We start from the raw sequence: 26,216 nt of genomic DNA on the forward strand, positions 1-26,216 counted from the left end.
ACCCAGCGCCGCGGATTCCTTCGTCACACCCGCTCGAAGATGCCTGCAGCGCCCTGCCCCATGCCCACGCACATCGTGACCATGCCGTACTTCAGATTCTTGCGCCGCAGCGCATGCACGACTGTCGCGGAGCGGATAGCGCCGGTGGCGCCCAGCGGGTGGCCCAGCGCGATGGCGCCGCCCATCGGATTGACCTTGCTCGGATCGAGCCCCAGCGTGTGGATGACGGCCAGCGACTGCGCGGCGAACGCCTCGTTCAACTCGAACCAGTCGATGTCCTCGTGCTTCAGGCCCGCGTAGCGCAGCGCAGCGGGAATCGCCTCGATCGGGCCGATGCCCATGATGTGCGGCGGCACGCCCTTGCTCGCGAAGCTCACGAAACGCGCCAGCGGCGTCAGGTCGTATTGCTGGCAGGCCTTCTCGCTCGCCAGGATCAGCGCACCGGCGCCGTCGGAGGTCTGCGAGCTGTTGCCCGCCGTGACCGTGCCGCGCGCGGCGAACACGGTGCGCAGCTTGGCCAGGCCTTCGAGGCTGGTGTCGGGCCGCGCGCCTTCGTCGAGGTTCACGGTGCGCGTCTTCGCGATCGATTCACCCGTGTCGAGGTCCGGCGTGCGGTCGGTCACCTCGATGGGCGTGATCTCGTCGGTGAACTCGCCGGCTTTCTGGGCAGCCAGCGCCTTCTGGTGCGAGGCCAGCGCGAAGGCGTCCTGCGCCTCGCGGCTCACCTTCCACTGCTGCGCGACCTTCTCGGCCGTGAGGCCCATGCCGTAGGCGATGCCGACGTCGCCCTCGCGTTCGAAGATGGAAGGCGACAGCGAGGGCGAATTGCCCATCATCGGCACCATGCTCATGCTCTCGACGCCGGCGGCGATCATCACGTCGGCCTCGCCGACGCGGATGCGATCGGCCGCCATCTGCACCGCCGACAGGCCCGAGGCGCAAAAGCGGTTGACCGTGATGCCGCCGATGCTGCTCGGCAGCCCGGCCAGCACCGCACCGATGCGCGCGATGTTCAGGCCCTGGCTGCCCTCGGGAATAGCGCAGCCGCAGATGATGTCCTCGATGGCCTTGGGGTCGAGACGCGGCACGGCGGCCAGCGCAGCGCGCAGCGTGGTGGCCAGCAGGTCGTCGGGGCGGTAGTTGCGGAAGTAGCCGCGGTGCGACTTGCCGATGGGCGTGCGCGTGGCGGAGACGATGTAGGCGTCTTGAACTTGCTTGCTCATGATGTGTTCTTCCTTCAGTTCCGGACCGGCTTGCCGGTGGAGAGCATCCCCATGATTCGCTCCTGCGTCTTCGGATGCACGATGAGCGAGCAGAAGGCCTTGCGCTCCAGCGCCATCAGGTACTCCTCGGTCACGAGCGAGCCCGCGTCGATGTCGCCGCCGGTCACCACCTCGGCAATCAGGCTGGCGATGTGGAAGTCGTGCGCGCTGATGAAGCCGCCGTCGCGCATGTTCACCAGCTGGCCCTTGATGGTCGCGGCGCCGCTGCGGCCCGCGACGCGGAAGCTGCGGCGCAGCGGGGCGCGGTAGCCGGCGTCGGCCATGGCCTTGGCCTGCTGCAGCGCGACGTAGAGCAGTTCGTCCTTGTTCGGCACGATCACGTCGCCGTCGAGCAGGTAGCCCAGCTTCTTTGAATCCAGCGCGCCGGTGCCGACCTTGGCCATCGCCGCGGCCGTGAAGCCTTCGGTGAGGAAGGGCAGCAGGTCGGTGCCGGTTGAGGCCGCGGCATTCCCAGCTGCGCGGCGCGCGATGTAGGTCAGGCCGCCCGCGCCGGGCACCAGGCCCACGCCGACCTCGACCAGGCCGATGTAGCTTTCCATTGCGGCCACGCGCTTGGCCGAATACACCGCCAGCTCGCAGCCGCCGCCCAGCGCCAGGCCGCGGATCGCCGAGACCACCGGCACGCTGGCATAGCGGATCTTGAGCATCGTGTTCTGCAGCTCTTCCTCTGCGCCTTCGACGGCGCCGATGCCCGCGACGACGAAGGCCGGCAGCATCGCCTGCAGGTCGGCGCCGACGGAGAACTTGTCATCGGGCGACCAGATCACCAGGCCCTGGTACTCGGCCTCGGCCAGGTCGACCGCGGCGGCGAGCGACTCGGCCACGTCCGGGCTGATGGCGTTCATCTTCGAGTGGATGCTGGCAATCAGCACCTCGCCATCGAGCGTCCAGATGCGCACGTCGCCTTCGTCGCTGAGCGTGGTGCCGGCGGTCGTCGCATCGACAGCGTTGGCACCCAGCACGCTTTCCGGGAAGAGCTGGCGCGCATGCACCGGCAGCTGGCGCCGCGGCACGAACTTGTTGAGCGATGCACTCCACGAGCCTTCAGGCGTGTGCACGCCACCGGCCTCGGCCACGGGGCCTTCGAACACCCAGGTCGGCAGCGGTGCAGCGCTGAGTGCCCTCCCCGCGTCGATGTCCTCCTGCACCCACTTGGCGACCTGCGCCCACCCGGCTTCCTGCCACAGCTCGAACGGGCCTTGCTGCATGCCGAAGCCCCAGCGCATCGCGAAGTCGATGTCGCGTGCGCTCTCGGCGATGGCGGCCAAATGCACGGCTGCGTAGTGGAAGCCGTCGCGCAGGATGGCCCAGAGGAACTGGCCCTGCGGCCCTTCGCTGTCGCGCAGCAGCTTCAGCCGCTCGGCCGCCGGGCGCTTGAGCATCCGGCCGTAGACCTCGTCGGCCTTCTCGCCGCCGGGCACGTAGTCGCCGCTTTGGAGGTCGAAGCGCAGGATGTCCCGGCCCACCTTCTTGAAGAAGCCGGCTTGGGTCTTCTGCCCCAGGTTGCCGAGCTCCAGCAGCTTGGCGAGCACCGGCGGCGTCGCGAAGTTGCCGTAGAACGGATCGGTGTCGGCATTGAGGTTGTCCTGCAGCGTCTTCACGACATGCGCCATCGTGTCGAGGCCCACCACGTCGGCCGTGCGGAAGGTGCCCGAACTCGCGCGGCCCAGCTTCTTGCCCGTGAGGTCGTCGACGATGTCCGGCGTCAGGCCGAACTTCTCCACTTCCTTCAGCGTCGCCAGCATGCCGGCGATGCCCACGCGGTTGGCGATGAAGTTGGGCGTGTCGTGCGCGCGCACCACGCCCTTGCCGAGCGTGCTGGTGACAAAGGCCTCGAGCTGGTCGAGCACCTGCGGCTGCGTGGTCGGCGTATTGATCAGCTCGACGAGGGCCATGTAGCGCGGCGGGTTGAAGAAGTGGATGCCGCAGAAGCGTGGCTTCAACGCCTCGGGCAGCGCTTCGCTGAGCTTCGTGATCGACAGGCCCGACGTGTTCGAGGCCAGGATGGCGTGCTTGGCGACGTGCGGCGCGATCTTCCGGTAGAGGTCGAGCTTCCAATCCATGCGCTCGGCGATGGCCTCGATCACCAGGTCGCAATCGCCCAGCCTGGCGAGGTCGTCCTCGTAGTTCGCCACCTCGATCAGCACTGCGTCGGCCACGTCGCCCAGCGGGGCGGGCTTCTGCTTCTTGAGGTTGTCGATGGCGCGCAGGACGATGCCGTTCTTCGGGCCTTCTTTGGCCGCCAGATCGAACAGCACCACCGGCACGCGCACGTTGACCAGGTGCGCAGCGATCTGCGCGCCCATCACGCCGGCGCCGAGCACGGCGACTTTCTTCACATTGAATCGGGACATGGGTTCTTCTCGAAGGGGTTACTGCACGCGGTTCCAGGTCTGGGTGCGCCAGAAGGGGCCGAGGTAGCCGCGCACCTGCAGCTTCTGGCCGCCGTCGATGGGCGTGAAGCTGGCGCGGTATTCCTTGCCGTTCTCGGGGTCGAGGATCTTTCCGCCTTCCCAGACGTCCTTGCCTTCGGCCTTGGCGCCACCGCGGATGATCTCCAGGCCCGTGATCGGCTTGCCCTTGCGATCGTCCGGGCACTCGTCGCAGGTGGCGTCGGGTTGGGTGTCTTTCTTGAGCGAGCGCTCGAGTCGACCGGCCAGAACACCGCCCGACGCCGTGACCCGGATCTCGCCCTTGGCCTCGCCCGTCTTGTCGTCGATGGTGCGCCAGAGGCCCACCGGGCTCATCTGCGCCAGCGCCGAGGTGGCGCCAACGAGCAGGACGATGCTTGCGACAAAGGCTTTCATGGTGTCTCCGTTGTGTTTGTTCTTGTCGTCGCCGCGCGTCAGGCCAGCGCCGCGTCGGTGTCCATCAGCGCCTTGCTGCCGGCACGCGCGGTGCGCATCAGCGTCGCGGTCTCGGGGAACAGCTTGGCGAAATAGAAGCGCGCTGTCTGCAGCTTGGCGACGTAGAACGGGTCGGTGTTGCCCGCCGCGATCTCGCGCAGCGCCACCTGCGCCATGCGGGCGAACAGGTAGCCGAACACGAAGTGGCCGGCGACACGCAGGTAGTCGACCGCCGCGGCGCCCACTTCGTCGGGGTTCTGCGACCCCTTGAAGCCGATCTCCATCGTGAACTTGGTGAGCTGCTCGCCCAGCACCGCAATGGGCGTGATGAACTCGCTCATCTTCTCGTTCACGCCTTCCTCGGCGACCAGCGCACCGACCAGCTTGCCGAACTTCTTCAGCGTGGCGCCGTTGTTGCCCAGCACCTTGCGGCCCAGCAGGTCGAGCGACTGGATGGTGTTGGTGCCTTCGTAGATCATGTTGATGCGGTTGTCCCGCACGAACTGCTCCATGCCCCATTCCTTGATGAAGCCGTGGCCACCGAAGACCTGCATGCAGGCGTTGGTCGCGATGTGGCCGTTGTCGGTGATGAAGGCCTTGACGATGGGTGTGAGCAGCGCGACGAGTTCGCCACTGTCCTTGCGCACCTTCTCATCGGGGTGGTGGTGCTCCTTGTCGAGCAGCAGCGTGCAGAAGATCTGCAGCGCCCGGCCGCCTTCGGCATAGGCCTTGGCCGTGAGCAGCATCTTGCGCACGTCGGGGTGCACGATGATCGGGTCGGCTTCCTTGTCCTTGGCCTTCACGCCCGACAGCGAGCGCATCTGCACACGGTCCTTGGCATAGGCCAGCGCGTTCTGGTAGGCCACCTCGGTCAGGCCCAGCGACTGGTTGCCCACGCCCAGGCGTGCGGCATTCATCATCACGAACATCGCGGCCAAGCCCTTGTTGGGTTCACCGACCAGGCTGCCCACCGCACCGTCGATGACGATCTGCGCCGTTGCGTTGCCATGGATGCCCATCTTGTGTTCGAGGCCACCGCAGTAGATGGGGTTGCGCTCGCCCAGGGAACCGTCGGCCTTCACGATGTACTTGGGCACCGCGAACAGGCTGATGCCCTTGCTGCCCTTCGGCGCGTCCGGCAGGCGGGCCAGCACCAGGTGGATGATGTTGGCGGCCATGTCGTGCTCGCCGGCCGAGATGAAGATCTTGTTGCCGGTGAGCCGGTAGCTGCCGTCCGGCTGCAGTTCGGCCCTGGTACGCAGCAGGCCCAGGTCGGTGCCGCAATGTGCTTCGGTCAGGCACATCGTGCCCGTCCACTCGCCGGTCACGAGCTTGGGCAGGTAGGTTTTCTTCTGCTCTTCCGTGCCGTGCGCCACCAGCGCCTCGTACGCGCCGTGCGACAGGCCCGGGTACATCGTCCACGCCTGATTGGCGCTGTTGAGCATCTCGTAGAGGCACTGGTTCAGCACGAAGGGCAGGCCCTGGCCGCCGAACTGCGGGTCGCAAGACAGCGCGGCCCAGCCGCCTTCGACGAATTTCGCATAGGCATCCTTGAAGCCGGTCGGCGTCTTGACCTCGTGCGTTGCCTTGTCGAGCACGCAGCCCTCTTCGTCGCCGCCGATGTTCAGCGGGAAGGTCACTTCAGCCGCGAACTTGCCGGCCTCTTCGATGACGGCATTGACGGTGTCGATGTCGGTGTCGGCATGGGCCGGCATGGCCTTGAATTCGTCGGTGACGCGAAGAACTTCGTGCAGGACGAACTGCATGTCGCGCAGCGGCGGGGTGTAGAGCGGCATCGGTGACTCCGGGAAAGAGGAGAAGGAAAGGAAGAGGAGAAAGAAGCGCCGGTCAGCGGACCGGCTTGAGGCGACGCGGCGCCGGTGCGGTCGGGGGCGGCGTCGCACCATGGCGCGCCAGGATGTTCTCGAAGCCGTGGTGCGCACGCTCCATCGAGCCCGGCAGCCGCAGGAAGCGGGCCTCGTAATGGAGCGCCAGGATCAGCGCGTGAATCTCGAAGGCGATCTGCTTCTCGTCGGCATCCGCGCGCAGGTGACCTTCCTTCATCGACATGACCACGGCGCGCGTCATCGCTGCGAGCCAGATGTTCACCGACTCGGCCAGCGCATCGCGCACCGGGCCGGCACGGTCGTCGAACTCGACGGCGCCGCTGATGTAGATGCAGCCCGAATCGATCTCGGTGGAGGTGCGCTTCATCCAATTGGCGAACATGGCGCGCAGGCGCGGCAGACCGCGAGGCGCCGTCAGCGCCGGGTAGAACACCTCCTGCTCGAAGCGATGGTGGTATTCGCGCACCACCGACAGCTGCAGTTCCTCGCGCGAGCCGAAGTGGGCGAAGACGCCCGACTTGCTCATCTGCGTGACCTCGGCGATAGCGCCGATCGACAGGCCCTCCAGACCGATCTGCGCGGCCAGGCTGAGGGCGGCGTCGATGATCACGGCCTTGGTCTGCAGGCCCTTCTGGGGCGCGCGCGCAGGCTTGGTCGAAACAGATGAAGTCATGGAGGGGCCTCGTTAAAAACGAACGGTCGTGCTATTTTGCAGGACTTCGATGCGCGGAGGCAAGCAGAAAGTCCCGCGCGCCGACAAGGAATAGGGTGTCGCCCGCGCGTCGAACAACGAACGCGCTCACCGAAAAAAAAAAAGGGCACGGCGCCTTGGCACCGTGCCCCTTCCGGGATGCTCGCGCGTGGTGGGTCAGCGCTTGAACGCGACCACGTCCTGGCGCTGTTCGCCGAGGCCGTCGATGCCCAGGGTCATCACGTCGCCCTTCTTCAGGAAAAGCTGAGGCTTCATGCCCATGCCGACGCCGGGCGGCGTGCCGGTGGTGATGACGTCGCCGGGCATCAGCGTGTTGAGCTGGCTCACGTAACTCACCAGCTTGGCGACGTTGAAGATCATGGTCTTGGTGTTGCCGGTCTGGACGCGCTGGCCGTTCAGGTCGAGCCACATGCCGAGCTTCTGCGGGTTCGGCACTTCGTCGCGCGTGACGAGCCAGGGGCCGAGCGGGCCGAAGGTGTCGAAGCCCTTGCCCTTGTCCCAGGTCAGGCCGTGTTCCATTTGCCATTCGCGTTCGCTCACGTCGTTGATGACGCAGTAGCCGGCCACATAGTCGAGCGCCTCTTTCTGCGACACGTAGCGCGCGCGCGTGCCGATGACCACGCCGAGCTCGACTTCCCAGTCGGACTTGACCGAGTTCTTCGGCAGCATCACCGGGTCGTTCGGGCCCTGGATGCAGCTCGTGGCCTTGGTGAACACCACCGGTTCCTTCGGGATCGGCATGCCGGACTCGGCCGCGTGGTCGGCGTAGTTCAGGCCGATGGCGATGAACTTGCCGACGTTGGCGATCGGGCTGCCGAAACGCGGCTTGCCGCGCACCAGCGGCAGCTTGTCGGTCTTGAGCTTGCGCAGCTTGGCCAATGCGGCATCGCCGAGTTGATCGGGGCCCAGGTCCTTGACCACCGCGCTCAGGTCGCGCAGCTGGCCGTTGTCGTCGATGAGGCCGGGCTTTTCCTTGCCGGGGTTGCCATAGCGCACAAGTTTCATGGGTAGCTTCCTTTCAATTGAACGTGGGATTCTCGCGGGTCGGCGTCAGTAGGTTGCGCGGCCGCCGGAGAGGTCGAACACCGCGCCGGTCGAGAAGGCGCAGTCTTCGGTGCAGAGCCAGGCCACCATGGCCGCGATCTCGTCGGGCGTGCCGAAGCGCCCCATCGGGATTTTCGACAGCATGAAGGCGATGTGCTCCGGCGTCATCTGGTCGAAGATCGCGGTCTTCACCGCGGCCGGCGTCACGCAGTTCACGCGCACGGGGCCGGTGGCGAGTTCCTTGCCGAGCGACTTGGTCAGCGCGATGACCGCTGCCTTGCTGGCGCTGTACGCGCTGGCATTGGGATTGCCTTCCTTGCCGGCCACCGACGCGATGTTGACGATGCGCGCCCACGGGCGCGTCGCGAGGTGCGGCGTCCATTCGCGGCAGCAATGGAAGACGCCGTTGACGTTGACCGCCATGACCTGCTGCCAGGCGTCGACCGGATAGTCGGCCAGCCTCGTGTTCGGCCCGGTGATGCCGGCGCAGTTCACCAGTGCATCCACGCCCAGGTCGGCGCCGCGGCGCGACAAGGTGGCCTGCACCGCCTGCGCCACGGCGGCGGCATCGCTCACGTCGACGCCCACCGCCGTCGCGCCCACGCCGAGACGGCCCGCCGCCGCTTCGGCCGCGGCGAGGTCGCGGTCCCACAGCGTGACGCTGCCGCCCGACGCCAGCAGGCGCGCCGCGATGGCGTAGCCCAGGCCGGTCGCACCACCGGTGATCACGGCATGTCGGCCGCTGAAATCGAGCTGATTCATATCGTGATCCCGCCATCGACCGAGAAGGCCTGGCCGGTGGCGAAGATCGATTCGTCGCTGGCCAGGAAGACGACCACCGGCGCGATCTCGTGCGCCTGCGCGAGCCGGCCCATGGGCTGGCGCGCGATGAAGGCCTTGCGCGCCTCGACCGGGTCGGGGTTGGCGCTGATGCGCTCGCCGAGCGACGGCGTGTCGACCGTGCCCGGACACACCGCGTTGCAGCGCACGCCCTGCGTCACGTAGTCGGCCGCCACGCTCTTGGTCAGGCCCAGCACGGCCGCCTTGGTGGTGCCGTAGACGTTGCGGTTGGGCAGGCCCTTGATGCTCGAGCACACGCTCGCCATGTTGATGATGCTGCCGCCGCCCGACGCCAGCATGCGCGGCAGCACGGCCTGGATGGCCCAGAACTGCGCGCGCACGTTGAGGCGGAAGGCGAAGTCGAGGTCGTCATCGGTCGCGCTCAGGATCGCGCCGTTGTGCACGACACCGGCGCAGTTGAACAGCACGTTCACGGCCGGCATGCGTGCGACCAGGTCATGGATCGCCTGCTTGTCGAGCACGTCGAGCACCGCGGTCTGGATGTTGGGGGTGCCGGCATAGCTGTCGAGCAGCGCGGCATTGACGTCGGTGGCCCACACCTGCGCGCCTTCGGCGGCCATGGCGAGCGCGGTGGCGCGGCCGATGCCTTGCCCGGCCGCTGTGATGAGGGCTGTCTTTCCTTGAAGTCTCATGGGTGTCCTGTGGGATCGGCCGTGTCGCCGGTGCGTTGAGGGTTTCGCCGGATGGTGGCTGCGCAACGTGGACCGTATTCTGAATTGGCCTGACCACTTGTCCAATTCAGGACAACCCTTAAGCCCCCGCTTCTCTCCCGTGCCCGTGCAATCCATCGAACCGCAGCGCCTGTACCGGCAGATCGCCGAGCAGTTGCGCGCGCTCATCGCCAACAACGAATTCGCCACCGGTGCCCGGCTGCCGGCCGAGCGCGACCTGGCGCGTCAGTTCAACGTGAGCCGTCCCTCGGTGCGCGAGGCGCTGATCGCGCTCGAGGTCGAAGGCTGGGTCGAGGTACGCACCGGTTCGGGCGTGTACGTGCAGGACCGCGCGCACCGCAAGGCTGCGCCGGTCGCGGTCAACGAATGGGGACCGCTCGAACTCATCCGCGCACGGCGTGTCGTCGAAGGCGAGACCGCGGCGCTGGCTGCCACGCTCGGCCGCCGCAAGCACGTCGACGCGATGACGCAAGCGATTGCGCAGATGCGCGAGCTGGCCGACCGGAACGTCATGCCGCTGGAGGGCGACCGCGCCTTTCACCTGGCCATCGTCGAGGCCTGCGACAACGCGGTTCTGGCCGAGACCGTGCAGGGCTTCTGGGATTCACGCAAGGGCCCGATCTTCTCCCGTCTCGGCGGCCACTTCGAGACCGTGCCCTCGTGGCGAGCCGCCATCGTCGAACACGAGGCCGTGCGCGACGCGATCGCCGCGCGCGACGCTGCGGCCGCCCGTGCCGCGATGCACGACCACATGGACAAGGCCCACCAACGATTCAGCGCGAGCTGGCGCCGCGCAAGAAGGACCGCCTGACACGCCAGCACCTTTTGTTTTTTCCTTCAGCCACAACGGAGACAAACCGATGAACCGCAAGACCACGAGCAAAAGACTCGCCCTCAAGACCCTGGTGCTCGGCGCCATGGCGGCCGCCGCCTTCGGTGCCGCAGGCATCGCCAACGCCCAGACCAAGCTCAAGTGGGCCCACGTCTACGAGACCTCGGAGCCCTTCCACAAGTACTCGGTATGGGCCGCCGAAGAGATCAAGAAGCGCACCAACGGCAAGTACGACATCCAGGTGTTCCCGGCCTCCAGCCTGGGCAAGGAAGCCGACATCAACCAGGGCCTGACGCTGGGCACAGTCGACATCGTGCTCACGGGCGCGAGCTTCGCGGGCCGCAGCTACACGCCGCTGTCGATCTCCTACTTCCCCTTCATCTTCCGCGACGCCGAGCACCAGCTGAAGTACGCCAAGAGCGACGTCTTCAAGGAACTCGCCAAGGGCTACGACGACAAGACCGGCAACCACATCACGGCACTGAATTACTACGGTGCGCGCCACGTGACGTCGAGCGCGGCCAAGCCCGTGAGCAAGCCGGAGGACATGAAGGGCCTGAAGATCCGGGTGCCCGACGCGCCGGCCTACCTGGCCTTCCCGAAGGCGCTGGGCGCCAACGCCACGCCCATCGCCTTCGCCGAGGTCTACCTCGCGCTGCAGAACGGCACGGTCGACGCGCAGGAGAACCCGCTGCCGACCATCGAGGCCAAGAAGTTCTTCGAGGTGCAGAAGAACATCTCGCTCACCGGCCACATCGTCGACTCGCTGCTGACCGTGGTGTCGGGCCAGCTGTGGGGCAAGTTGTCGGCCGATGAAAAGAAGATCTTCTCGGACGTGATGGAAGAGGCCGCCGACAAGACCGGTCGCGAAATCATCGCGTCGGAAACGCGACTGGTGGAGGAGTTCAAGAAGCGCGGCAACAACGTGATCACGGTGGACAAGGCGGCCTTCCGCGAGGCGGTGCTGAAGAACACCAAGCCGACCGACCACGGCTATAGGCAAGCGGACTACGACCGCATCATCGCCATCAAATAGCTCGCCCCCAGTCTGCGGCGCACTGCGTTTCGCCCTCGCCAGCCCCTGCCGGGGACAACACCAGCGGCCCTGCCGAGCCGGTGCTGCGGTGTTGCTGGCCTGCGGCTTTCGGGCCCTGCGCTTGTGCTGCGGCCGCTTCACTCATGAGACATCCCCATGCAAGAGAAAAAGATCATTGACGACGAGGGGCACTTCCATGCCGAGGACGAGGTCGTCGACCTCTCCGACACCATCGCCGAAGGCTGGATCTCCCTGGCGCTCTTCTGGGCGCTGGGCCTGACCGTCTTCTACCAATTCGTCACGCGCTACGTGCTGAACGACTCCGCCGCCTGGACCGAGGAGATCGCACGCTACATGCTGGTCAGCGTCGTGTTCGTCGGCGCTGCCGTGGGCGTGGCCAAGAACAGCCAGATCCAGGTCGACTTCTTCTACCGCCACATGCCGGCCGCGATGGGCCGCTGGGTGTCGCGTGCGGTCGACGTGCTGCGCACCGCCTTCTTCGCCGCAGCGGTGGTGATGACCTGGCAGATGATGGAGAAGATCGGCAACCAGACGCGCATGACCATCGTCGATGCGCCGATGAACATCGTCTACGGCATCTGCCTGTTCGGCTTCGTGGCGATGACCTTTCGCTCAGCCCAGGTCGCGCTCAAACACTGGCGCCGCGGGTACAGCGTGCTCGAGCGCCCCGAATCCACCCTGAACGACCGGTGACCGACCACTGAACGAGCCCACGACATGCTGAAAATATTCTTCCTGATCTTCATGGCCGGTGGCATCCCTGTCGCCGTCGCCATGGCCGGCGCTTCGCTGGTGTACATCCTGTTCACCGGATCGCTGCCGCCCTTCGTGGTGATTCACCGCATGGTGAGCGGCATCGACAGCTTCCCGCTGCTGGCCGTGCCCTTCTTCATCCTGGCCGGCAACCTGATGAACAACGCCGGCATCACCACGCGCATCTACAACTTCGCGCTTGCGCTGGTGGGCTGGATGAAGGGCGGCCTCGGCCATGTGAACGTGCTGGGCTCGGTGATCTTCGCGGGCATGAGCGGCACGGCCATCGCCGATGCCGCAGGCCTGGGCACCATCGAGATCAAGGCCATGAAGGAGCACGGGTACTCGACCGAATTCGCCGTGGGCGTGACGGCCGCGTCGGCCACGCTGGGGCCGATCATTCCGCCGAGCCTGCCCTTCGTGATCTACGGAATGATGGCCAACGTGTCGGTGGGTGCGCTGTTCCTCGCGGGCATCCTGCCGGGCGTGATGCTGGCCATCCTGATGATGATCACGGTCGCCTACTTCGCGCACAAGAACAAGTGGGGCGCCGACGTCAAGTTCTCGAGCACGCGCCTGTTCAAGGCATTGACCGAGCTGGCGGTCGTCATCGGCTGGCCGCTGCTGATCTGGCTGCTGGTCGACAAGCTGGGCACGCCGCCACAGCTGACGGTGTTCGCGGGCCTGGCGTCGCTCTTCGTGCTGGATAAGATCTTCAAGTTCGAAGCGCTGCTGCCCATCATGACGCCGGTGCTGCTCATCGGCGGCATGACGACCGGGCTGTTCACGCCGACCGAAGGCGCCATCGCGGCCTGCGTGTGGGCGCTCATTCTCGGCTTCGCCTGGTACAAGACCTTGTCGTGGAAGATGTTCGTCAAGGTCTGCCTCGACACCGTCGAGACCACCTCGACCGTGCTCTTCATCGTGGCCGCTGCGTCCATCTTCGGCTGGATGCTGACCGCCACCGGCGTGACCACCGACATCGCCGCCTGGGTGCTCGGCTTCACCAAGGAGGCCTGGGTCTTCCTGCTGCTGGCCAACCTGCTGATGCTTTTCGTCGGCTGCTTCCTGGAGCCAACGGCCGCCATCACCATCCTCGTGCCGATCCTGCTGCCCATCGCCACGCAACTGGGCGTGGACCCGATCCACTTCGGCCTGGTGATGGTGTTGAACCTGATGATCGGCCTGCTGCACCCGCCCATGGGCATGGTGCTGTTCGTGCTGGCACGCGTGGCGGGACTGAGCTTCGAGCGCACGACGATTGCGATCCTGCCTTGGCTGGTGCCGCTGCTCGTCGCACTGGCGGTGATCACCTATGTGCCGTCATTGGTACTGTGGCTGCCGAGAATGTTCTTTTAGCCCCCGATAAAGAGAACCACGATGACCCCCTTCATTCGCCTCCATCCCGCCGACGACGTGGTGATCGCGCGCGCCCAGCTGGTGGGCGGCACCACGGTCGAAGGCGTGGCCGTGCGCGGCCTGATCCCGGCTGGCCACAAGGTCGCGATGCGCGCCATCGCGCCAGGTGAGCCGGTGCGCCGCTACAACCAGATCATCGGCTTCGCCAGCCGGCCGATCGCGCCCGGCGAACACGTCCATACGCAAAACCTCGACATGGGCCCCGATAAGGGCCACTTCGAGCGCGACTACGCCTTCGGCGCCGACGTGAAGCCCGCACCCGCGAAACGCGAAGCCACCTTCATGGGTATCCAACGTGCCGACGGCCGGGTGGCCACGCGCAACTACATCGGCGTGCTGACCAGCGTGAACTGCTCGGCCACCGCGGCGCGCGCCATCGCCGACCACTTCTCGCGCAGGACCAACCCGGCCGCGCTGGCCGACTACCCCAACGTCGATGGCGTGGTCGCGCTCACGCACGGCACCGGCTGCGGCATGGACACACAGGGCATGGGCATGCAGATCCTGGAGCGCACGCTGACCGGCTACGCCACGCACCCGAACTTCGCCGCGGTGCTGGTGGTGGGCCTCGGCTGCGAGGCCAACCAGATCAACGCCTGGCTCACGACCGGGCACCTGGCCGAGGGCGAGAACTTCCAGACCTTCAACATCCAGGACACGGGCGGCACGCACAAGACGGTCGAGAAGGGCGTGGCGCTCATCCACGGCATGCTGCCGCGCGCCAATGCGGTGAAGCGCGAGCCCTGCAGCGCGGCGCACATCACCATCGGCCTGCAATGCGGCGGCTCGGACGGCTATTCGGGCATCAGCGCCAACCCGGCACTGGGTGCGGCGGTCGACCTGCTGGTCGCGCACGGCGGCACGGCCATCCTCTCGGAGACGCCCGAGGTCTATGGCGCCGAGCATCTGCTGACGCGCCGCGCGGTGCGGCGCGAGGTCGGCGAGAAGCTGGTCGAGCGCATCCGCTGGTGGGAACATTACACCGAGATCAACGAAGGCGAGATGAACAACAACCCCTCGCCGGGCAACAAGGCGGGCGGGCTCACGACCATCCTCGAGAAATCGCTGGGCGCGGTGGCCAAGGGCGGCACCAGCAACCTCGAGGCGGTGTACGAGTACGCGGAGCCGGTCACGGCGCACGGCTTCGTCTACATGGACACGCCGGGCTACGACCCGGTGAGCGCCACCGGCCAGGTGGCTGGCGGCGCCAACGTCATCTGCTTCACCACCGGCCGCGGCTCGGCCTACGGCTGCGCGCCCTCCCCATCGCTCAAGCTCGCGACCAACTCGGCGCTGTGGCAGCGGCAGGAGGAGGACATGGACATCAACTGCGGCGAGATCGTCGACGGCACGGTGTCGATCCAGGAGATGGGGCAGCGCATCTTCGACCGGGTGCTGGCCACCGCGTCGGGAACGCCGTCCAAGAGCGAACAACACGGCTACGGCCAGAACGAATTCGTGCCGTGGCAAGTCGGCGCGGTCATGTGATCATCCAACCCCTATGGCCCTCCAAATCCAAGCCGCGCAGCTGCGCACCCAAGTCGCCCGCGTCCTCGCCGCGGCAGGCAGTTCCACCGCCGAGGCCGAGCAGGTCGCGGCCAACCTCGTACTGGCCAACCTGAGCGGCCACGACTCGCATGGCGTGGGCATGGTGCCGCGCTATGTCGACGCCGTGGCCGAGGGCGGCCTCCGACCGAACACCGGCGTCAAGGTGCAGGTGGACATCGGCACGCTGCTGTCGCTCGACGGCCAGGGCGGCTACGGGCAGATCGTCGGCGTCGAGGCGATGGAAATGGGCATCGCGCGTGCGAAGCAGCACGGCAGCTGCATCTTCACGCTGGCGCATGCGCACCACCTGGGCCGCATCGGCCACTTCGCCGAGATGGCGACGGCGCAGGGCCTGGTGGCGATGCACTTCGTCAACGTGCTGTCGCGGCCGGTGGTCGCGCCGTGGGGCGGCGGCGACGGGCGCTTCGGCACCAACCCGTGCTGCATCGGCGTGCCGCTGGCGGGCGCGGAACCCTTCGTGCTGGACTTCGCCACCAGCCGCGTGGCCCAGGGCAAGATGCGCGTCGCGCACAACAAGGGCGAGCGCGTGCCGCCCGGCTATCTGATCGACGAACAGGGTCGCCCCACCGACGACCCCGGCGTGGTCGTGGTGCCGCAACCCGGCGGCCTGTTCGGCGCGCTCATGACCTTCGGCGAGCACAAGGGCTACGGCATGGCCGTGGCCTGCGAACTGCTCGGCGGCGCACTCACCGGCGGTGGCACCTGGCACCGGCCGGCCGACACCGCGCGTTCGGTCTTCAACGGCATGCTGACCGTGCTGATCGACCCTGCGAAGCTGGGCACGCAAGCCAGCTTCGAAGCAGAAGCGAACGGTTTCGTCGACTGGTTGCGCCAGAGCCCGGCGGGCGCCGGCTTCGACGCCGTGCAGATCGCCGGCGAACCCGAGCGGCGTGCGCGCGCCACGCGCGAGCGCGAGGGCATCCAGATCGACGACGCGACCTGGTCCGAAATCGTGCAGGCCGGCCAAAAAGTCGGTGTGACAGTTTCGTGAAGTTGTTCCGCGTTTCTGTGGATAACACTGTGTGCAGCGGCGGGACCACGGCGCGCAAAGCCTGACGCCACAAGGCTTTCCGCCACATTGCCTGTTGCGCAGGCACCCCTCCGTCGGGGGAGGCGGCGGGTGGGGCAGCGACCCAGAATCGACGGGCTCTCGATAGCCCGTCATTCCCAAGGAACCGCGATGTCCAAACTCACCACCGCCTTCGGCGCGCCCGTCGTCGACAACCAGAACAGCATGACCGCCGGCCCGCGCGGCCCCTTGCTCTCGCAGGACGTCTGGCTGTTCGAGAAACTGGCCAACCTGAACCGCGAGATCATTCCCGAGCGGCGCATGCACGCCAAGGGCTCGGGCGCCTTCGGCACCTTCACCGTGACGAACGACATCACGAAGTACACGCGCGCCAAGCTGTTCAGCGCGGTCGGCAAGAAGACCGAGATGTTCGCGCGCTTCACCACCGTCGCCGGCGAGCGCGGCGCGGCCGATGCCGAACGCGACATCCGCGGCTTCGCGCTGAAGTTCTATACCGAGGAAGGCAACTGGGACCTGGTGGGCAACAACACCCCGGTGTTCTTCCTGCGCGACCCGCGCAAGTTCCCCGACCTCAACAAGGCGGTCAAACGCGACCCCAGGACGAACCTGCGCAGCGCCACCAACAACTGGGACTTCTGGACCAGCCTGCCCGAGGCGCTGCACCAGGTGACCATCGTGATGAGCGACCGCGGCATTCCGGCGAGCTACCGCCACATGCACGGCTTCGGCTCGCACACCTACAGCTTCATCAGCGGGGACCACGAACGCTTCTGGGTCAAGTTCCATTTCAGGACGCAGCAGGGCATCAAGAACCTGACGGACGCCGAAGCCGCCGCCCTCGTGGGCAGCGACCGCGAAAGCCACCAGCGCGACCTGTTCGACGCCATCGAGCGCCAGGACTTCCCCAAGTGGACGCTCGCCATCCAGGTGATGCCCGAGGCCGATGCCGAGAAGGTGCCCTACCACCCCTTCGACCTGACCAAGGTCTGGCCCAAGAAGGACTACCCGCTGATCGAGGTCGGCGTGGTGGAGCTCAACAAGAATGCGGAGAACTTCTTCGCCGACGTCGAGCAGAGTGCCTTCGCGCCCAACAACCTGGTGCCCGGCATCAGCGTGTCGCCCGACAAGATGCTGCAGGCGCGCCTCTTTGCCTATTCCGACGCGCAACGCTACCGCCTGGGCGTGAACCACCACCAGATTCCGGTGAACGCCGCGCGTTGCCCGGTCCACAGCAACCACCGCGACGGCGCCATGCGGGTGGACGGCAACTACGGCGGCACGCCGCACTACGAGCCCAACAGTTTCGGCCACTGGCAGGAGCAGCCCGACTACCGCGAGCCGCCGCTGAAGATCAACGGCAACGGCGACTTCTGGAATTTCCGCGAGGACGATGCCGACTACTACCAGCAGCCGGGCGACCTGTTCCGGCTGATGACGCCGGCGCAGCAGCAGGTGCTGTTCGAGAACACCGCGCGGGCCATGGGCGACGCGCCGGACTTCATCAAGCAGCGCCACATCGACCACTGCACGAAGGCCGACCCGGCCTACGGCGCGGGCGTGGCGCGGGCGCTCAAGCAACCGGGCTGAGCGCGCTGCACGCGCGGCACGCGAGCGCCGCACGTCGGTCAGCCGCGCGCGTTGCGCGACTTCTGGCTCAGCACGAGCGCGATGCCGCCCAGAATCGCCACCGAGGCGGCAGCCAGCCGCGGCGTGATCGCCTCCGACAGGAGCAGCACGCCACCGAATGCAGCCAGGAGCGGCACCGACAACTGCACGGTGGCCGCCTGCATGGCCGAAAGACGGGCCAGCGCCGCATACCAGACGACATAGCCGAGGCCCGAGGTCAGTGCGCCGGAAGCCACGGCGAGCGCGACGCCGGTCGCGTCCGCATGGGCGCTGGCCACGAAAACAAGGCTCAGCGCGAGCGCGAGCGGCACGGCCCGCGTGAAGTTGCGCGCGGTGGCGGCCAGCGGGTCGGCCACGCCGCGCCCACGCAACGAGTACACGCCCCACGCCACGCCCGCCACCGCCATCAGCACGGCGCCAAGAAGCGGCGGCGCGGCGATGCCGGGGGACACCAGGTACACGAGCCCACCTGCCGCCAGAACGAAACCGAACCATGCAACGGGCCCGAAGCGCTCGCCGGCGCCCAGGCCCGCGCCAAGCATCGTGAGCTGAACCGCACCGAACAGGATCAGCGCGCCCGTGCCCGCAGTCAGGCTGAGGTAGGCGAAAGAGAAGAACGCGACATAGGCGAACAGCATGACGGCGGCGAGCCAGCCGGCACGGCCGGGCGAAGACGGCTGCGCCCTGAGCCGCACGAAGAGGGCCAGCGTGATCGCCCCGGAAACCAGCCTGATGCTGCCGAAACTGGCCGGATCGATGCCCCGATGCTGCAACGCGAGCCTGCACAACAGCGAGTTGGCTGCGAACGCGACCATGGCCGCTGCGGTGAGTGCGATGGTCCGCAGGGTGGACGGGCCGCCGCGCGCTTCAGACATGCATCGCCACCATGAAGACGGCCCAGCCCAGCAAGGCGAACCCGAGCGGCGCGCTCAGGCGATGGCCCCAGGGAAGGTTCTTTTCTATCGCCATGACGGCCGCAAGCAGAAGCATCCAGCCGAGACTGCCGGTGCCGAGCGCGAACATCAACACCATCAGCGCCCAGCAGCAGCCGACGCAGAACAGGCCGTGGTGGGTGCCCAGCGCGAACGCATGCCAAGCCTGCGCCTGCCCCCGCCAGTGCTCGATGACGAAGCTCAACGGCGTGCGGCACTTCTCCAGGCACCGGTGCTTGAGACGGCTGAACTGGAAGGCTCCGGCCAGCGCGATGGTCGCGGCACCGAGCACCCAGCCATGCCAGGCCAAGGTCGGCGCGCTGGCGAGCAGGGCCAGCACCGCGCTGTGGAGCCCGTGTGCCAGCAGCCCGAAGGCGCCCCACACCGCCATGTAGCCCAGCCCCAGCAGCACGAGAAGGCGCCCATGGTCCGGCCGCCCCTCGGTCAACCGGTCGAAGGCATTGAACAGCGGCAGCGTGGTCGGCAGCATCATGGCCGCCGTCATGAGGATCCACGCGGCGGCGTAGAGCACCATGGGCACGACCACGTCGCCGGCGGGCACGACCTGGCACAGGAACGCGGCCGGCCCCGAGGCGGTCCAATCGCCATGTTCGAGGTACCGCCCGTAAGGGCTGCGCGCCCAGGCCCACAACGCCATCCACGCGAGCGCGATCAGTGCAGCAAGAACCGGCCGGAACACGCGACGGTGGCGGGAGACGTTGCGCGGCGGCGAGCCGGCCGCCGGGGTCATGGGGTGGCCTTCGTGCTTCGCACTGCGGCGCGAGCTTGCTGGGGGCGGCCCGGCGCAGCGCTCATTGGATAACCTCCGCGCTGCGCGCTGCGGTATTCGCCTTGGGAGCGGCCCGGCGGCTCATGCGTCGAAGACGAAGATGCTCTGCAGGGCGTTGTGGTTCTTGATGTCGAGGTCGATGCCCAGCGCAGCATTCTTCGACCGATAGGTCGGGGCCTTGCCGACGAACACCGGCGCGCCCGGAACCGTGGAGAACACCGTGTCGGAAAGGACGGTCTGGCCACCGGTCGCACCGCGGTAGGGCTCGAGCTCGGCGTAGTAGTCCTGGCCGATCTTCAGTTCACCCTTGCCTTCGTTCACGGTGAATCGGATCGGCGCCCGCTCGACCGACACGACCTCGCCGATGAGCTTGGCCAGGTCGGCGATCGGTCCGCCGGCCTGACCGGTGTAGACCTTGAGCAGCGCCTCTTCCTGCGCCTTGGAGGCGTTGTCGTCGACGAAGATCGCCGCCGTCCAGTTGCCTTCGAGGATGTTGCCGGGCACATGCGCCACGGCCGCGATGGTGTTGCCGCCGACATCGAGGCCGTCGATCGTTCCCTTGTCGATGCGCCACGCGACGATGGTGTCGCAGGTGCCGTTGTCAGGGTCCTCGCCGATCCAGCAGGGACACAGGACGTTGCAGTTGCATACCTCGAGCAGGCGACCTTCCAGGTGATAGCTCATACGAACCTCCGTTCAGAAGCCACACGAACATGGACTTGTCGCCGCGACTCGGCGGCAAGGGGCATCGATCCTACGCCCGGCAACGAAGCAAGTCGAGTGCTTGGGCGTGTCGCTGAAACGGTGGGGCGCGCAGGGCGGGCCGCCGTTCAAACGATCAATGCGATCGTTGCTTCGAGGTGCTCGGACGGCAGGCGGCGGAAACCCGAACGCGCGAAGCGCTGCAGCCGCCCCACGACGAAGGCCGTGAGCGCGCCCGCGCGCACCTGCGCATCGACGGTGGGCGTGTCCGACCCGTCGGCGATGACGGCGTCGCGCAGTGCCTGGCGCAGCGTCGACTCGATCTTGTCGAAGAACTGGTTCATGCGGCTTTGCAGGCGCTCGTTCTCGTAGACCAGCGCATCGCCCACCATCACGCGCGTCATGCCGGGGTTCTTCTCGGCGAACTGCATCAGCATGGTGACGATGCGGGCGGCCTGCTCCTTGCCGGCGCTTTCGCGCTCGAGGATCTGGTTGACCAACGTGAAGACGCTCTGTTCGATGAAGTCGATGAGCCCCTCGAACATCTGCGCCTTGCTGGCGAAGTGGCGGTAGAGCGCGGCTTCGCTGACCTCGAGCTGTGCCGCCAGCGCCGCGGTGGTCACGCGCTCGGCGCCGGGGCGCTCCAACATGGCCGCCAGCGTCTGCAGGATCTGCACGCGCCGCTCGCCCGGCTTGGGCCGCTTGCGGACGGCCGGGGCTGGCGCGTCCGGTGTCGAAGCGGCGTCGGGGGCCGGCGCGCTGAACTCTTCGTTTTCCATGGGCGGCGTGCGCATATGTAAAAAAATGATTCTCGCACAGCGACGTGAGTGCGTGCCAACCCGTCGCGAAAGGGTCACACCGGTGCGTATGACCAGTCGCGCAAAATACGCACTTTCGACACCGAATCACGAATCCGATGAACAAGAAGAACATTCTGGTGACAGGCGGCGCGGGCTTCATCGGTAGCCACACCTGCGTGGCGCTGATCGAAGCGGGCTACGTGCCGATCATCCTGGACAACCTCGGCAACAGCGACGTGCGCGTGCTCGACCGACTGGCCGCCATCACCGGCCACCGACCCGCCTTCATCGAGGGCGACGTGCGCGACCGCGCGCTGCTCGACACGGTGTTCGACCAGCACGACATCGCCGGCGTCATCCACTTTGCCGGCCTCAAGGCGGTCGGCGACTCGGTGGCCGACCCCATCACCTACTACGAGAACAACGTGCACGGCACCTGGGTGCTGGCCGCCGCCATGCAGGCCGCGGGCGTGAAGACGCTGATCTTCTCGTCGTCGGCCACGGTGTACGGCGAGCCCGACCGTTCGCCCATTCCCGAAGACGCGCCCTGCCGGCCGGCCAACCCCTACGGCCGCTCCAAGCGCATGGTGGAAGAGGCGCTGATCGACCTGCAGTTGGCGCAGCCCGACTGGCGCATCGCGCTGCTGCGCTACTTCAACCCGGTGGGCGCGCACGAGAGCGGCCGCATCGGTGAACACCCGCAGGGCAAGCCCAACAACCTGATGCCCTTCGTGTGCCAGGTGGCGGTCGGCCTGCGCGAGAAGCTGTCGGTGCATGGCGGCGACTACCCGACGCCCGATGGCACCGGCCAGCGCGACTATGTGCACGTGATGGACCTGGCCGAAGGCCATGTCGCGGCGCTGCGCCACGCCGAGAAGGCGCCGGGTCTGGTCACGCTGAACCTGGGCACCGGCACCGGCGCGTCGGTGCTGGAGGTGGTGAAGGCCTTCGAGCGCGCCAGCGGCAAAGCGATCGCTTACGACATCGGGCCCCGCCGGCCCGGCGATGTGCCGGCCTACTGGGGCGACCCATCGCTGGCCGAGGCCACGCTGGGTTGGCGTGCCAAGCGCGGCCTGGACGCGATGTGCGCCGACAGCTGGCGCTGGCAGCAGGGCAACCCGCGCGGCTACGAGTGAGAACTTCTGAGCCGGCAGCGCCTCAGCGCGCGCGGATCATCGTCCCGTAGGCCTGATCGGTCAGGATCTCGAGCAGCATCGCGTGTGGCACGCGGCCATCGATGATGTGCACCGCGTTCACGCCGCTCTTGGCCGCATCGAGCGCGCCTTCGATCTTCGGCAGCATGCCGCCGGAGATGGTGCCGTCGGCGAAGAGCTCGTCGATCTCGCGGGCGCTCAGGTCGGTCAGCAGGTTGCCGGCCTTGTCGAGCACGCCGGGCGTGTTGGTGAGCAGCATCAGCTTCTCAGCCTTGAGCACGGTGGCCAGCTTGCCGGCCACCACGTCGGCGTTGATGTTGTAGCTCTCGTTCTCCTCGCCGAAGCCGATCGGGCTGATGACGGGAATGAAGGCGTCGTCCTGCAGCGCCTTGACGACGCTCGGGTCGATCGAGACGATCTCGCCGACCTGACCGACGTCGTGCATCAGCGCCGGGTCGTTGCGGTCGGCCAGCTTGAGCTTCTGCGCGCGGATCAGGCCGCCGTCGCGCCCGGTCAAGCCCACGGCCTTGCCGCCGGCCTGGTTGATCAGGCCCACGATGTCCTGCTGCACCTCGCCGGCCAGCACCCATTCGACGACTTCCATCGTCTCCGAGTCGGTCACGCGCATGCCCTGGATGAAGCTGCCCTTCTTGCCGAGCTTGTTGAGCGCCGCCTCGATCTGCGGGCCGCCGCCGTGCACCACGACCGGGTTCATGCCCACGAGCTTGAGCAGCACCACGTCTTCGGCGAAGTCGGCCTGCAGGGCCGGGTCGGTCATGGCGTTGCCGCCGTACTTGATGACGATGGTCTTGCCGTGGAACTTGCGGATGTAGGGCAGCGCCTGGGCCAGGATCTCGGCCTTGTCGCGGGGAGGAATGTTGAGGACGGGGTCGGTCATGGACGTTCCGGTTCGGAGGTGGGCAAATTGTGCCGCATGCCCGCGCCTGGTGGTCGGATGAACACCGACCGGCGCGCGACGACGAGCAGCAGCACCAGATCGATGCCGACGCGGGTGGTCCAGGCGAAGGCGGCACCGGCCAGGCCGAACGCATGCAGCCCGACGATCAGCAGCGGGAAGTAGACGAAGGCTTCGGCCACATGCAACTGCGCCGTGATGCGCGCGAGGCCCGCCGCCTGGACGGCCGCGAAGGGCACGAAGGCCACGCCGTTGAACAAGAGCCCGAGGGCGAGGATGGACGTCACCGGCGCGGCTCGGTCGGCGAACGCCTCGCCGAGCCACAGCGAGAGGCCCCCGTGCGCACCGAAGGCCAGCGCCCCGCTGATCGGCACCAGCACCACGGCCACGAGCAGGAGCGACCGGCGGTAGACCCGCGTCGCGGCCGCCATGTCGGTGGCCATCAGCGATGCCAGCCGCGGGAACAGCGCGCCGGTGAGCGCACCCGGGAGGATGAGCACGCGCAACAGCACTTCCGACGGCACGGTGTAGTACGCCACGACGGCGGCGCCCAGCACGCCGGAGATGACGAAACGATCGGCCGTGACCATGAGCGGGCTGATGACGTTCGACACGGTCATCCAGGCGCCGAAGGACAGCAGCTGGTGCAGCTCCCGTCGCCCTGCACGCACCCCGGCCAGGCCGCGGCCGAGATGTCGTCGCACGGGCACCCAGTGCGCCACGACGAAGACCAGCCGCGCCCCCATGAGCGCGGCGACGATCCAGCTCAGCGAGGGCCCGAACAGCATCACGCTCAGGGCCGGCAAGCCGAAGGTGGCGATGCCCAGCACCAGGCGCAGGAGGTTGACCGCGCGGAAATCCTCGTACGCCTCGAGCACGCCGCGCAGGCCGACCGTGAGCGTCGTCAGCGGCACCGCCGCAGCCGCGATGAGCAAGGCCTGCACGACATCCGCGTGCAGCGCCGGCGACACCTTCAGGCCCCGCGCGGCAAGCGGCTCGACCGCCAGCGCCAGCACGACGCCGCCCAGCACGCCCATCGCGCCCGCGAAGAGCAGCCCGGTCTTCACCAGCGCCGGCACCTCGTCGGAGCGACCGGCCACCCGCTTCTGCGCGACCTGCTGCGTCAGGGCGCGCCCCACCCCCAGATCGAACAAGCTGAAGTAGCCGATGAGGGCCCAGATGAGCGTGAGGATGCCGAAGGCTTCGACGCCGAGGTTCCGGACCAGATACGGAATGAGCGCCGCGCCGACCAGCAGCGGAAGCCCGGCACCGGCCAGGTTCCAGAGCACGTTGCTTCGCAGGGACATCAACGGGCCATGGCGACGCGGGGCAGCCTCAAGGCCGCAGCCAGCGCGGTACCTTGAAGCGAACGATCATGAGGTAGGCCGTCACGTAGGTGGTCACGAAGAGGGCCGTGCACCCCATCAGCACCAGCGTGTTGTTCCAGAACAGCACCGCAGGCACCACCGACAGCGCGGCGAACATCCACAGATACGGCGAGGTGCGGTTGTTGCGCGCGAGCAGCTGGCGCGCCTCGTCGTCGCTGAAGGCGACCCGCACGATGCGCCGGAAGATCAGCTGGTGGAAATGCAGCGCGTCGGCCATGCCGGGCGACTGGCCGCGCGCCACCTTGCGGTAGATGGAGAACACGGTCTCCCACACCGGATAGATCAGCAGCAGCATCGGGAACCACGGCGACACGGTGGGATGCCGCTGCACCAGCGACACGCAGGCCACGGCAATCACCATGCCCCAGACGTAGGCGCCGCCATCGCCCGCGAAGATCTTGCCGCTCGGGTAGTTCCACATCAGGAAGCCCAGCGTGGCGCCGAACAGGCAGATGACCATCGCGGCCAGTTGCCGGTCGCCCACCTGCAACGCCACGTGGGAGATCGCCAGGCAGACCAGCACCGCCACCGTCCCGGCCAGCCCGTTGTACCCGTCGATGATGTTGAAGGCATGCGGCAGCCCGCCGATGGCGACCACGGCCAGGAGCACGGCGAGGAAGGGCGCGACGCGCATCCAGCCATCCACCAGGGAGAAGCCGGTGCGGTGCACCCCGAGCCCGAGCACCCAGCACAGCAGCAGCGCCGATCCGATGGTCAACGCCAGGCGGTAGCGCACCGGCACGCGCTGCGTCACGTCTTCGGTGATGCCGCTGAGCACCGCCGGTGCGATGCACAGCAGCACCAGGCCCGAGGCCGTGGCCGGCCAGCCGACATTGAACGGATCGCCGAACCAGCCGGCCGAGAGCCATGCCAACCCCGTGCCGACGAAGACGCCCGCGCCCCCCAGGCGCGGCACATGGCCTTTGTGGAAACGCTGCGGCATGTCCGCCGCGTAGCGCCGCGCATGCTTGCGGGCGCGCCGCATGACCACCAGCACGGCCAAGGCGGAAAAGACGAAGCTGATGACGATCAGGGCAATCATGAGGAGAGGGGGTGAAGGAACCTAGAATTCCTGAGCGAAATTAGACCATGCCCTTTTCCCCGCCCATCGCGCCCCTCCCGCCTCAACACCGCCCCATCACCGTCTCGGTCGTGAGCCATGGGCAACTGGGCCTGATCCTGCCGCTGCTCGAACAGCTCGACCGCTTCAGCGGCGCCATGATCGAGAAGGTGGTCCTCACGATCAACATCCCCGAAACCGATGTGCTCGGCGACGCGGCCTTCCGGTTTCCGATCGAGCGCATCGAGAACAGCGTGCCCCAGGGCTTCGGCGCCAACCACAACCAGGCCTTCCGGCACTGCAGCACCCCATGGTTCCTGGTGCTGAACCCCGACATCCGCTTCGACCGCGACGTGCTCGCGCCACTGATCGCGCAGGCCGTGCCCGACAGCGGCCTGCTCACCCCGCGCATCCTGGAGCCCGGCAAGGCCGAGCCGGAGCAGCACCGGGCCATCATCACGCCGCTGGAGATCCTCACGCGGCGCCGGCCGGGCTATGTGCGGCCCACGGTGCCGGCATGGATCCCGGGGCTGTTCATGCTCTTTCGCACCGAGACCTACGCGGCGATCGGCGGCTTCGACGAGCGCTTCTTCATGTATGGGGAGGATTTCGACATCTGCGCGCGGACGCGGCTGGCGGGGTGGAGATTGCAATCCGCTGAAAACCTCACGGTCGTTCATGAGGCTCGCCGCGCCAGTCACCGAAGCCTTCGGCATTTTTACTGGCACGCCACAAGCCTGCTCAAGGTCTGGTCGTCCAGGCCTTTCTGGCGCCTTCGCGCAAGATCAAGCAATCCAGCGGGCTAGTTGTGAACCGTCAAGAGGTTGTTTGCAGATTTGAGTCTGTACATCGGAGCGATGGCCCCGATGCCGCTGTGCGGTCGATGCCAGTTGTAGTGATGCTGCCAGCTGGCCAGGGCCTCGG

25 protein-coding genes are annotated in these 26,216 nt (G+C 67.3%); 9 read left to right on the forward strand and 16 right to left on the reverse strand.

Annotated elements, in window-relative coordinates:
• Nucleotides 1–23: 23 nt before the first annotated feature.
• The 8 genes from ACSFA2_RS24895 to ACSFA2_RS24930 all read right to left on the reverse strand — a co-directional run bounded on the left by ACSFA2_RS24895 (nt 24) and on the right by ACSFA2_RS24930 (nt 9,225).
• Nucleotides 24–1,223 carry an acetyl-CoA C-acyltransferase gene (locus tag ACSFA2_RS24895; RefSeq protein WP_435458014.1) on the reverse strand — a complete coding sequence of 400 codons (1,200 nt, stop codon included), beginning with the start codon at nt 1,221–1,223 and terminating at the stop codon, nt 24–26.
• Between the two features lie 14 nt (nt 1,224–1,237).
• Nucleotides 1,238–3,637, reverse strand: coding sequence for a 3-hydroxyacyl-CoA dehydrogenase/enoyl-CoA hydratase family protein (locus ACSFA2_RS24900; protein WP_435458015.1), 2,400 nt, complete (start codon nt 3,635–3,637; stop codon nt 1,238–1,240).
• A gap of 18 nt (nt 3,638–3,655) precedes the next feature.
• Nucleotides 3,656–4,090 carry a DUF2147 domain-containing protein gene (locus ACSFA2_RS24905; RefSeq protein ID WP_435458016.1) on the reverse strand — a complete coding sequence of 145 codons (435 nt, stop codon included), beginning with the start codon at nt 4,088–4,090 and terminating at the stop codon, nt 3,656–3,658.
• A gap of 38 nt (nt 4,091–4,128) precedes the next feature.
• The gene (locus ACSFA2_RS24910) at nt 4,129–5,925 is read right to left on the reverse strand and encodes an acyl-CoA dehydrogenase C-terminal domain-containing protein (protein WP_435458017.1); all 1,797 of its coding nucleotides are present in this window, start codon (nt 5,923–5,925) and stop codon (nt 4,129–4,131) included.
• A gap of 52 nt (nt 5,926–5,977) precedes the next feature.
• A complete protein-coding gene (locus ACSFA2_RS24915) occupies nt 5,978–6,649 on the reverse strand; it encodes a TetR/AcrR family transcriptional regulator (protein ID WP_435458018.1) in 672 nt (223 codons plus the stop codon).
• Between the two features lie 195 nt (nt 6,650–6,844).
• A complete protein-coding gene (locus ACSFA2_RS24920; RefSeq protein WP_435458019.1) occupies nt 6,845–7,693 on the reverse strand; it encodes a fumarylacetoacetate hydrolase family protein in 849 nt (282 codons plus the stop codon).
• A 45-nt stretch (nt 7,694–7,738) separates the two neighbouring features.
• A complete protein-coding gene (locus ACSFA2_RS24925) occupies nt 7,739–8,494 on the reverse strand; it encodes an SDR family NAD(P)-dependent oxidoreductase (protein WP_435458020.1) in 756 nt (251 codons plus the stop codon).
• Nucleotides 8,491–9,225, reverse strand: coding sequence for an SDR family oxidoreductase (locus ACSFA2_RS24930; protein ID WP_435458021.1), 735 nt, complete (start codon nt 9,223–9,225; stop codon nt 8,491–8,493). The genes ACSFA2_RS24925 and ACSFA2_RS24930 overlap by 4 nt, the downstream gene beginning before the upstream one ends.
• A 139-nt stretch (nt 9,226–9,364) precedes the next feature.
• Here ACSFA2_RS24930 and ACSFA2_RS24935 point away from each other — a divergent pair, with 139 nt between their 5' ends.
• From ACSFA2_RS24935 to ACSFA2_RS24965, 7 genes are all read left to right on the forward strand, one after another.
• Nucleotides 9,365–10,075 (forward strand): FadR/GntR family transcriptional regulator, encoded by a 711-nt coding sequence (locus ACSFA2_RS24935; protein ID WP_435458022.1) that lies wholly within the window; start codon nt 9,365–9,367, stop codon nt 10,073–10,075.
• A 49-nt stretch (nt 10,076–10,124) separates the two neighbouring features.
• Nucleotides 10,125–11,132 carry a sialic acid TRAP transporter substrate-binding protein SiaP gene (locus ACSFA2_RS24940; RefSeq protein ID WP_435458023.1) on the forward strand — a complete coding sequence of 336 codons (1,008 nt, stop codon included), beginning with the start codon at nt 10,125–10,127 and terminating at the stop codon, nt 11,130–11,132.
• 156 nt (nt 11,133–11,288) lie between these two features.
• Nucleotides 11,289–11,846, forward strand: a complete 558-nt coding sequence (locus tag ACSFA2_RS24945; protein ID WP_435458024.1) for a TRAP transporter small permease — start codon at nt 11,289–11,291, stop codon at nt 11,844–11,846.
• A gap of 24 nt (nt 11,847–11,870) precedes the next feature.
• Entirely contained in the window at nt 11,871–13,265 is a 1,395-nt protein-coding gene (locus tag ACSFA2_RS24950; protein WP_435458025.1) for a TRAP transporter large permease, read from the forward strand.
• A gap of 21 nt (nt 13,266–13,286) precedes the next feature.
• Nucleotides 13,287–14,813 carry a UxaA family hydrolase gene (locus tag ACSFA2_RS24955; RefSeq protein WP_435458026.1) on the forward strand — a complete coding sequence of 509 codons (1,527 nt, stop codon included), beginning with the start codon at nt 13,287–13,289 and terminating at the stop codon, nt 14,811–14,813.
• Nucleotides 14,814–14,826: 13 nt separating this feature from the next.
• Entirely contained in the window at nt 14,827–15,885 is a 1,059-nt protein-coding gene (locus tag ACSFA2_RS24960) for a malate/lactate/ureidoglycolate dehydrogenase (protein WP_435458027.1), read from the forward strand.
• 189 nt (nt 15,886–16,074) lie between these two features.
• Nucleotides 16,075–17,511, forward strand: a complete 1,437-nt coding sequence (locus ACSFA2_RS24965) for a catalase (protein WP_435458028.1) — start codon at nt 16,075–16,077, stop codon at nt 17,509–17,511.
• Nucleotides 17,512–17,549: 38 nt separating this feature from the next.
• On the opposite strand, the gene ACSFA2_RS24970 is transcribed toward ACSFA2_RS24965, so the two are convergent.
• The 4 genes from ACSFA2_RS24970 to slmA form a co-directional block, all read right to left on the reverse strand.
• Nucleotides 17,550–18,425 carry a DMT family transporter gene (locus ACSFA2_RS24970; protein ID WP_435458029.1) on the reverse strand — a complete coding sequence of 292 codons (876 nt, stop codon included), beginning with the start codon at nt 18,423–18,425 and terminating at the stop codon, nt 17,550–17,552.
• The gene (locus ACSFA2_RS24975; RefSeq protein WP_435458030.1) at nt 18,418–19,233 is read right to left on the reverse strand and encodes a DUF2182 domain-containing protein; all 816 of its coding nucleotides are present in this window, start codon (nt 19,231–19,233) and stop codon (nt 18,418–18,420) included. The genes ACSFA2_RS24970 and ACSFA2_RS24975 overlap by 8 nt, the downstream gene beginning before the upstream one ends.
• Nucleotides 19,234–19,353: 120 nt before the next feature.
• On the reverse strand, nt 19,354–19,956 hold the full coding sequence (locus ACSFA2_RS24980) for a DUF1326 domain-containing protein (RefSeq protein ID WP_286648122.1): 603 nt from the start codon (nt 19,954–19,956) through the stop codon (nt 19,354–19,356).
• A 146-nt stretch (nt 19,957–20,102) separates the two neighbouring features.
• Nucleotides 20,103–20,753 carry a nucleoid occlusion factor SlmA gene (gene slmA / locus ACSFA2_RS24985; protein WP_435458031.1) on the reverse strand — a complete coding sequence of 217 codons (651 nt, stop codon included), beginning with the start codon at nt 20,751–20,753 and terminating at the stop codon, nt 20,103–20,105.
• A gap of 137 nt (nt 20,754–20,890) precedes the next feature.
• Between slmA and galE the strand changes: the two genes are divergently transcribed.
• Complete coding sequence (gene galE, locus ACSFA2_RS24990; protein ID WP_435458032.1) at nt 20,891–21,910, forward strand: UDP-glucose 4-epimerase GalE; 1,020 nt, start codon at nt 20,891–20,893, stop codon at nt 21,908–21,910.
• 22 nt (nt 21,911–21,932) lie between these two features.
• On the opposite strand, the gene argB is transcribed toward galE, so the two are convergent.
• From argB to ACSFA2_RS25005, 3 genes are read right to left on the reverse strand one after another with little or no spacing between them, the layout of a single operon-like run.
• On the reverse strand, nt 21,933–22,826 hold the full coding sequence (argB, locus tag ACSFA2_RS24995) for an acetylglutamate kinase (RefSeq protein WP_435458033.1): 894 nt from the start codon (nt 22,824–22,826) through the stop codon (nt 21,933–21,935).
• Nucleotides 22,823–24,151, reverse strand: a complete 1,329-nt coding sequence (locus ACSFA2_RS25000; protein ID WP_435458034.1) for a flippase — start codon at nt 24,149–24,151, stop codon at nt 22,823–22,825. Before ACSFA2_RS25000 ends, argB begins: the two co-directional genes overlap by 4 nt.
• 28 nt (nt 24,152–24,179) lie before the next feature.
• A complete protein-coding gene (locus ACSFA2_RS25005; RefSeq protein ID WP_435458035.1) occupies nt 24,180–25,274 on the reverse strand; it encodes a glycosyltransferase family 4 protein in 1,095 nt (364 codons plus the stop codon).
• Between the two features lie 47 nt (nt 25,275–25,321).
• On the opposite strand from ACSFA2_RS25005, the gene ACSFA2_RS25010 reads away from it, so the two are divergent.
• Nucleotides 25,322–26,098, forward strand: a complete 777-nt coding sequence (locus ACSFA2_RS25010) for a glycosyltransferase (RefSeq protein ID WP_435458036.1) — start codon at nt 25,322–25,324, stop codon at nt 26,096–26,098.
• Here ACSFA2_RS25010 and ACSFA2_RS25015 read toward each other — a convergent pair.
• Nucleotides 26,095–26,216: integrase core domain-containing protein (locus tag ACSFA2_RS25015; protein ID WP_435458037.1), on the reverse strand; the 122-nt coding region annotated here is incomplete at its 5' end. The genes ACSFA2_RS25010 and ACSFA2_RS25015 overlap by 4 nt on opposite strands.

This window comes from Variovorax cryoconiti, assembly GCF_051216395.1.
Lineage (GTDB): Bacteria > Pseudomonadota > Gammaproteobacteria > Burkholderiales > Burkholderiaceae_C > Variovorax.

What these genes read in the sequence shown, in the direction of transcription:
- ACSFA2_RS24895 (WP_435458014.1), bottom strand. Translation starts at nt 1,223, where the DNA reads ATGAGCAAGCAAGTTCAAGACGCCTACATCGTCTCCGCCACGCGCACG.
- ACSFA2_RS24900 (WP_435458015.1), bottom strand. Translation starts at nt 3,637, where the DNA reads ATGTCCCGATTCAATGTGAAGAAAGTCGCCGTGCTCGGCGCCGGCGTG.
- ACSFA2_RS24905 (WP_435458016.1), bottom strand. Translation starts at nt 4,090, where the DNA reads ATGAAAGCCTTTGTCGCAAGCATCGTCCTGCTCGTTGGCGCCACCTCG.
- ACSFA2_RS24910 (WP_435458017.1), bottom strand. Translation starts at nt 5,925, where the DNA reads ATGCCGCTCTACACCCCGCCGCTGCGCGACATGCAGTTCGTCCTGCAC.
- ACSFA2_RS24915 (WP_435458018.1), bottom strand. Translation starts at nt 6,649, where the DNA reads ATGACTTCATCTGTTTCGACCAAGCCTGCGCGCGCGCCCCAGAAGGGC.
- ACSFA2_RS24920 (WP_435458019.1), bottom strand. Translation starts at nt 7,693, where the DNA reads ATGAAACTTGTGCGCTATGGCAACCCCGGCAAGGAAAAGCCCGGCCTC.
- ACSFA2_RS24925 (WP_435458020.1), bottom strand. Translation starts at nt 8,494, where the DNA reads ATGAATCAGCTCGATTTCAGCGGCCGACATGCCGTGATCACCGGTGGT.
- ACSFA2_RS24930 (WP_435458021.1), bottom strand. Translation starts at nt 9,225, where the DNA reads ATGAGACTTCAAGGAAAGACAGCCCTCATCACAGCGGCCGGGCAAGGC.
- ACSFA2_RS24940 (WP_435458023.1), top strand. Translation starts at nt 10,125, where the DNA reads ATGAACCGCAAGACCACGAGCAAAAGACTCGCCCTCAAGACCCTGGTG.
- ACSFA2_RS24945 (WP_435458024.1), top strand. Translation starts at nt 11,289, where the DNA reads ATGCAAGAGAAAAAGATCATTGACGACGAGGGGCACTTCCATGCCGAG.
- ACSFA2_RS24950 (WP_435458025.1), top strand. Translation starts at nt 11,871, where the DNA reads ATGCTGAAAATATTCTTCCTGATCTTCATGGCCGGTGGCATCCCTGTC.
- ACSFA2_RS24955 (WP_435458026.1), top strand. Translation starts at nt 13,287, where the DNA reads ATGACCCCCTTCATTCGCCTCCATCCCGCCGACGACGTGGTGATCGCG.
- ACSFA2_RS24960 (WP_435458027.1), top strand. Translation starts at nt 14,827, where the DNA reads ATGGCCCTCCAAATCCAAGCCGCGCAGCTGCGCACCCAAGTCGCCCGC.
- ACSFA2_RS24965 (WP_435458028.1), top strand. Translation starts at nt 16,075, where the DNA reads ATGTCCAAACTCACCACCGCCTTCGGCGCGCCCGTCGTCGACAACCAG.
- ACSFA2_RS24970 (WP_435458029.1), bottom strand. Translation starts at nt 18,425, where the DNA reads ATGTCTGAAGCGCGCGGCGGCCCGTCCACCCTGCGGACCATCGCACTC.
- ACSFA2_RS24975 (WP_435458030.1), bottom strand. Translation starts at nt 19,233, where the DNA reads ATGACCCCGGCGGCCGGCTCGCCGCCGCGCAACGTCTCCCGCCACCGT.
- ACSFA2_RS24980 (WP_286648122.1), bottom strand. Translation starts at nt 19,956, where the DNA reads ATGAGCTATCACCTGGAAGGTCGCCTGCTCGAGGTATGCAACTGCAAC.
- slmA (WP_435458031.1), bottom strand. Translation starts at nt 20,753, where the DNA reads ATGGAAAACGAAGAGTTCAGCGCGCCGGCCCCCGACGCCGCTTCGACA.
- galE (WP_435458032.1), top strand. Translation starts at nt 20,891, where the DNA reads ATGAACAAGAAGAACATTCTGGTGACAGGCGGCGCGGGCTTCATCGGT.
- argB (WP_435458033.1), bottom strand. Translation starts at nt 22,826, where the DNA reads ATGACCGACCCCGTCCTCAACATTCCTCCCCGCGACAAGGCCGAGATC.
- ACSFA2_RS25000 (WP_435458034.1), bottom strand. Translation starts at nt 24,151, where the DNA reads ATGTCCCTGCGAAGCAACGTGCTCTGGAACCTGGCCGGTGCCGGGCTT.
- ACSFA2_RS25005 (WP_435458035.1), bottom strand. Translation starts at nt 25,274, where the DNA reads ATGATTGCCCTGATCGTCATCAGCTTCGTCTTTTCCGCCTTGGCCGTG.
- ACSFA2_RS25010 (WP_435458036.1), top strand. Translation starts at nt 25,322, where the DNA reads ATGCCCTTTTCCCCGCCCATCGCGCCCCTCCCGCCTCAACACCGCCCC.